Annotated in this window: 8 protein-coding genes and 1 pseudogene; all 9 read right to left on the bottom strand. The window is 37.0% G+C overall.

All coding sequences use genetic code 11. The features are described from left to right. Window positions 1-193 (bottom strand): annotated as a pseudogene (locus BMG01_RS09855) (hypothetical protein); the annotation flags it as partial. Continuing rightward, the gene (locus BMG01_RS09850) at window positions 193-723 is read right to left on the bottom strand and encodes a hypothetical protein (RefSeq protein WP_036068563.1); all 531 of its coding nucleotides are present in this window, start codon (window positions 721-723) and stop codon (window positions 193-195) included. The pseudogene BMG01_RS09855 and the gene BMG01_RS09850, both read right to left, overlap by 1 nt. A gap of 2 nt (window positions 724-725) precedes the next feature. Next, window positions 726-1238, bottom strand: coding sequence for a hypothetical protein (locus tag BMG01_RS09845; RefSeq protein ID WP_036068560.1), 513 nt, complete (start codon window positions 1236-1238; stop codon window positions 726-728). Between the two features lie 19 nt (window positions 1239-1257). Then, the gene (locus BMG01_RS09840) at window positions 1258-1656 is read right to left on the bottom strand and encodes a thioredoxin family protein (RefSeq protein ID WP_036068557.1); all 399 of its coding nucleotides are present in this window, start codon (window positions 1654-1656) and stop codon (window positions 1258-1260) included. Beyond that, entirely contained in the window at window positions 1653-3725 is a 2073-nt protein-coding gene (locus tag BMG01_RS09835; protein WP_036068568.1) for a CD3337/EF1877 family mobilome membrane protein, read from the bottom strand. Before BMG01_RS09835 ends, BMG01_RS09840 begins: the two co-directional genes overlap by 4 nt. A gap of 158 nt (window positions 3726-3883) precedes the next feature. After that, entirely contained in the window at window positions 3884-3988 is a 105-nt protein-coding gene (locus tag BMG01_RS09830; RefSeq protein ID WP_004903361.1) for a putative holin-like toxin, read from the bottom strand. 139 nt (window positions 3989-4127) lie between these two features. After that, the gene (locus BMG01_RS09825) at window positions 4128-4496 is read right to left on the bottom strand and encodes a type II toxin-antitoxin system PemK/MazF family toxin (protein ID WP_004914493.1); all 369 of its coding nucleotides are present in this window, start codon (window positions 4494-4496) and stop codon (window positions 4128-4130) included. Further along, window positions 4483-4719, bottom strand: a complete 237-nt coding sequence (gene mazE / locus BMG01_RS09820) for a type II toxin-antitoxin system PemI/MazE family antitoxin (protein WP_036068555.1) — start codon at window positions 4717-4719, stop codon at window positions 4483-4485. The genes BMG01_RS09825 and mazE overlap by 14 nt, the downstream gene beginning before the upstream one ends. A gap of 72 nt (window positions 4720-4791) precedes the next feature. Further along, window positions 4792-5813: ATP-binding protein (locus tag BMG01_RS09815; protein ID WP_198941271.1), on the bottom strand; the 1022-nt coding region annotated here is incomplete at its 5' end.

Genomic DNA, 5813 nt, shown 5'->3' with positions numbered 1-5813 from the left:
TTTTAGCAACCACCTGCTTCACTTTTTGCTGACTAGTTTTAGCAATGGCTTGTTTATGTTTTAACTGCTTAGCTTGTTTTTGCAAATGTGATAAGGTTTGTTGTTGTTGCCACATCAATTGACCAAACCGTAAACCGACCAAAACTAAAAAAAGAACGAGGCTATAATAGTAAATTTGCTTCTTTCGTGTCATTATTGATCCCCTCTAGCAAGATTGCCTAAAGTCAATGAGGTGACCTCATTACCCTTGACATTCAATTGTCCTGATAATTGATAATTAACTGTGCGACTACCATTTGTTGCCGTTAAGGCACCAAAAAATAATATGCCATCTTTTTGCTGGCTAAATTGCAATTGATTATCTGATACATGCCACTTTTTTGCTTGTGCTGGATCACCCTCTAATTGCCCTAGAAATTGTTTAACGAACTTTCTAACCTTATCATCTGCCACCTTTGATAACACTTGTTTATCTGATACATAACCCGCATTAAACAAAGCATTCACAGTGGCTTTTTGTTGGTTATTGTCTGGCAATTGGTTATCATTAGCAATCACTTTTGTGATCGTGCCACTATTGTTGATCGACGTTTGTGTCGCTGACAGTTTAGCAACGGTGGCAGTCGCTTGTTTGATTTGTGATTTCTGAAATTGTGTATAAAAAAAAGCGCCAATCAGGAAAAACCCAATAGCACTTAACACTTTAATTCTAGTGTTTGTCATTTTTAAATTTTAATATTCCTTCCATACCACTCTTGTAGGATCATATAATCAGCGTTGAATTCAAATGCAAAAGGGTATTTAGCCCCTGTTTCTTTAACAACAAAGTAGCCTTTCGCAACAAATGAATTGCCGTCTTTATGCCAAATTGTTACCAAGTTTTCTATTTCATGATTTTTGAAGAAAGTATTATAATTTCCAGCCCCGTCACTAGGTGCCTCTTCCCCCGTTGCACTAACATATACCATACTTGTTATTGACCGTTCACCAACTTTTTCACCGTCTACATAAGTAGGTTCGTTATCAACATTTTCAACGTAACGACCATCATTATTCATTGAAAATATTTCATAATCAATACGTTTCATCACTTTAGCTTGATTGATTTTTGGAAATTTTGAACTGGCAGATTGTGAGCTAGTTTTATGTTGTCCCGTCATTATAAAGGCAATAATGATAATCAAAATGACTAACACGCCTCCAATAGATCCCAATGTCAACGCTGATTTTTTATTCATAACTCTCCAATCAATTGATTTATTCTCTCGCAATTTGTGCCATTCGTTCATGTGTTGGCTTCACAATACGTTTGATGACTGCCCCTTTTTGGACTACTAAGACAGTTGGTGCCACTTGAACATGATACTGTTCAAAATATTGTCGTGTCACTAAATTCATGTAATCAACGACAATGGTTGCCTGATTATTTTGATCACGCATTTTTTGTAATTTATTGACATCACCCGTCAACTTCTCACAGGTTGAACACCCCTTTTTATGAAAAACGATCACGGTTTTATGCTTACCCAGGGTTTGATGAAACACCGTTTTTAAGCGATCATTTGGTGTATCATGATACTTATTATTATACCGTAAAAACGCCGTAGTTACTACTGCCACAACGATTGTAGCGATTATTAAGTTCATTTTTTTCACGAGTTATCCTTTCCAAATTTATTTTTTAACTGACTACCCTTTTCGTCACGTAACTTTTGTTTTTGTTCCTTTTGCTTATCACGTTCGGCTAATAATTCACGAGCTATTTTGTCACGATTAACTGTTTTTTTCTGATCATTAGCGATTTCTTGACGTTTTGGTGTCTTTGATTGCTCAAAGTTATTATGATTATCAGGCACTTTATGAAGTGTCTTAGGTTGTGATTGTGTCGCTTGATCACCATATAATTGACGCTTAATTGCTTCACGCTTTTTAGCCACTTCCTGTTGACTATCTGAACCATTATCCTTACTTTTTGGATTATTGACCCGACTATTAGGTTGTTTGGCTTCAAAGTTTGATTTTGGTAAATGAACACCGTCTTTTTCAATCTTCGCCTGCTTTGGATCATCAGACTTTTTAGAATCCATTGGCTTTTTAAATTCATCAACCGTCAATGGTTTTTTATTCTTATCTGACAACTTTTGTGTTTTTGCCTGCTCTTTGCCTAACAACTGATCACGCACACGAGAAAGATTTTGTTGTCGTTTTTCCTCTGCCTGTTTGGTTTTCATCTCATCACGTACATCACGCCTTTGTGATATACGTTGCATTGGTCCCATTTGACTTATTTTTTGACCAACGCTAGACTGCTTAATACTCCGCCCCTTTTCACGTAGATTAGATAAGCGCATGGCTTGTGGCATTTGTCCCTCAATTCGTGAGTAACTAACCCCAACAAATTCAAATAGCTTACCACGATACTTATAGACGATAAAGACTAAGAAAAAGAATAGGAATGCGTTAACTGCGTATGAGCCGAAATTAGTCGCTGGGATAAAACTATCAGTGAACGTCTGCAAAGCCCCGACCAAAACAATTAAGAAACCAGCCCCAATTTTAGCAATACCCCACATAATCGTTGCGCCAACAATTTTATAGCCGTTACGGGCAAATTGTGGAAATAGCGCCATAACCAAAACAAACGGAGACAAAAGATACAAAGCCAATTCAATGACCATAACAAAGATATTAAACAAAGCTACTGCGTCATAAGGAATAGCATTCACAATTGATACCACTATGGCTACTAAGCTCATACCTGCCTTGTTAAATGAGTTATTTTTTCCCATTGTGGGAAATTTCTTTTTTAGTTGTGTTACTTGTGTCTGAACTTTTTCATCATCTCTTTGTGCATTCGTTGATATGAGTTGGTATGGAGAATATCCTTTCTTTGAAACTGCGTCAGCCGTGGCTTGCCCATAATTCATCAAGAAATAAGGGCGTTCAATGGATCGCTCAAAATACCCCACTCTTAACGTGTCTCCTGGTTTAACATTATCATTACTATTGCCAATGACTTTTAACATTTGCGCTTGTCCTGCGTCACTGGCTTCATTGATTTGATTAAATAACTCATTACCATTGCCATACCAAAGCGTTGCGACTAATAAAATACCAACAAAATTAACCACCATGCGAACCGCTGATGACGTACGCCCACTAGCAAAGTGCATGAACCCCGTAATTGCTAAGACAATAATAGCTAATCCACCAAACAACAACTTGCCTTGATCAAAAATAGATTTTACTTTACCTGAAACAGCGTTCTGGGCTTGTGTAAAGGCTTTTGATAAATTGCCGTCATTTGATAAAGCACTTAATAACTCATCATTGATTTGATAAATCAAAGTATTCAAATACCAAAAGAACTTGGCTAAGCCCATACCCGTATTATTGGCTAAGTCTGTGACACCAATTTTTTCTGAATAGGATTGCCATGAAAATAGTGAGTCATTCAACTTCTTGATGTCTTGCGCGTCACTGGCTTTAAATGAGGTATCAGTGGTACTCGTATCGCCTGACTTCTTTTCTGCGTCACTTGTAACCTCATCTACCGCTTTATCAGCTTGTTTTGAAGCGTCATCAATTGCATTAAGTGTATCTTGATTAACTAACGTGCTACTTGAACTACTGCTATCATCTGCGGACACTTGCGTTTGTGCAAAGCCTAAAACAAACAAAAAAGAAGCCAAAATAATCAGCTTCCGACAAAATTTGATTTGCATGTGTTTTCCTTTCATCATTTCAATCATCATGTTATAATTGGATATAGAAAAAGGAAGTAGCTCGAACTACTCCCTTTAACATCAATAGCCTGCTAAGCAGTGACTATTCCGATTATTTATTTTTTAAGTAACCGCAACTCGGTCAAAAGTTGAAGTGGTTACTTTTTTTGTTGACTTTTAATCAACTCAACAACCAATGCTAGTAAGGCAACTATAAAAGTGCCAAACATAAACATGAGCTGTAAAGCGTCTGAAACAGACACCAGGCTTTTCCTTTCCTAGAGTTCGTGTTTATAGGTTTTACACCATAAGCACCACCTCTTTTCTGTTGAAAGAATAGCCACCACTTAACTTAACTATCGACTGTTCTCTTTTAACATACACGCTACTTTTTAAAGTAAATCATTTAAACATCGCTTGCGCAATTTTTGCTAACTTTCTAGTTGTTCCTGGATCGAGCTCACCGACAACTTCCCCATGACGAGCTTCAAAATCATAACCCAAAATCTGAGTTGCCATGATATAGCCCTTTATTCCACCTTCTTGCACATTTGTCAGAATTGGAAAAGCCAGTGGATTTCTGCTTTTATCCTGTGAAGTTATCGGGAAAACCATCACAAAACTACCAGAAACACGGTTAAAGTCATTCCCACTAATCACAATCACAGGACGCCTAATATTACCTGTTGTCGTGTCATGTCCCCCATACTCTTTACCCGCATGTGGTTCAGCGTCTATAAACGCAATAGACCCCTGTTTAATACTCAACATTTTCTAATCCCTTTGCATAGTCATCTACCAAAATATCTTTATTATCTTGATATAATTCACCAGTTGCCATTTGCGCAAATGGATTAACATCAATTGGTTCAAATGTGATTGTCCCTAAATTATCAATGGCAACTGTATATTCTTTACCAGTTTCAATTCCAAAGCTTTTAGGAACAGACACAACAGTCGAATGTCCAACTTCTCGCGCTTTAACTTTCATCATTTTGATACCTCCTTACGGGATATATGGAATATACCGTATATATAGTATATGTTTATAAAAAGATTTTGTCAACTAGCGATAAGCTTTTTCAGCTTGTGCCGTGTCACCAGCTTTAACTGTCTGATAGGCACGTTGCATAGCAACCAATGGCTCATCAACCGTTATCTTTTCAACTCGTCCATAAATATCTTTCATGAAACACTGTCCCATGACCATATTGCCTAATTCTTTGATGTTGTCATCATTAACTGGCAAACCAACATGTTGTAAAATATCTGGCTGTTCCTTATCCTCATCAAAGGCAAATAAAACGCCAAAATTATCACTTTTAACATCATGAACTGATTGTGTCACTGGAATTAACAAGTTATTGGCAGAACGTCCAATACGTGCCATTTCATTAAAAATACGACTACCAATATCAGACGTTGTAAACGTCCATGCTTCATCAAATATTTCAACCGTTTTTTCATCATAATCCCGTGTTGCAAACGTCCGACTAAAGACCCCTAACACCGTCATTACAATCATGCTTGCCACCTCAAATTCGGTGTAATCATGTGTCGATTTGTCATGTTGTGGCAGTGTCAATCCTGCTGTTTCAAGAATAGTAATCCGATTTTTTAACTTCAAGCCCTCACTTTCACCATGTGAAAATACTAGAGATAATGAGCTACGAGTAACTTTACCTGATAAAAACTTGGCTAAATGTTTCACATCATCATCTTCATTCTGGGCTAATTCTTCAATGACATCTAACATACCAACCGTTTCACCAGCTTGTCGCTTTTGAATAATTTTATCAATGGCTAGATCTAATTCTGTTTCACGAATTAAGGAACCATAATCACGGTAAATTTGTTTAAAAATTTCTGTCACAGTTGCTTTCAAATTTTCCTGGTTAGATTGCGTTTGTCCTGCTGTACCACTCACATCAATCACAATGAAAGGATCTAAAACACCATAGTTTGTTTTATCAGAAACATCAAGTGTCACAAAACGCACATTATTCAATAATGTATATTCATCTGGATAGTCTTCTTTAAAGGTCTGATCATTTAATACCGCTGAATACCATTTACGCATTTCCTGCT

The organism is Leuconostoc sp. BM2 (assembly GCF_002095565.1).
GTDB lineage: Bacteria > Bacillota > Bacilli > Lactobacillales > Lactobacillaceae > Leuconostoc > Leuconostoc falkenbergense.
This window is presented reverse-complemented; position numbering and strand designations above follow the sequence as displayed.

Excerpts from the sequence above, each read along its gene's own strand:
- BMG01_RS09835 (WP_036068568.1), bottom strand. The coding sequence starts at position 3,725 with ATGCAAATCAAATTTTGTCGGAAGCTGATTATTTTGGCTTCTTTTTTG.
- mazE (WP_036068555.1), bottom strand. The coding sequence starts at position 4,719 with ATGATGAAAGTTAAAGCGCGAGAAGTTGGACATTCGACTGTTGTGTCT.
- BMG01_RS09845 (WP_036068560.1), bottom strand. The coding sequence starts at position 1,238 with ATGAATAAAAAATCAGCGTTGACATTGGGATCTATTGGAGGCGTGTTA.
- BMG01_RS09850 (WP_036068563.1), bottom strand. The coding sequence starts at position 723 with ATGACAAACACTAGAATTAAAGTGTTAAGTGCTATTGGGTTTTTCCTG.
- BMG01_RS09825 (WP_004914493.1), bottom strand. The coding sequence starts at position 4,496 with ATGTTGAGTATTAAACAGGGGTCTATTGCGTTTATAGACGCTGAACCA.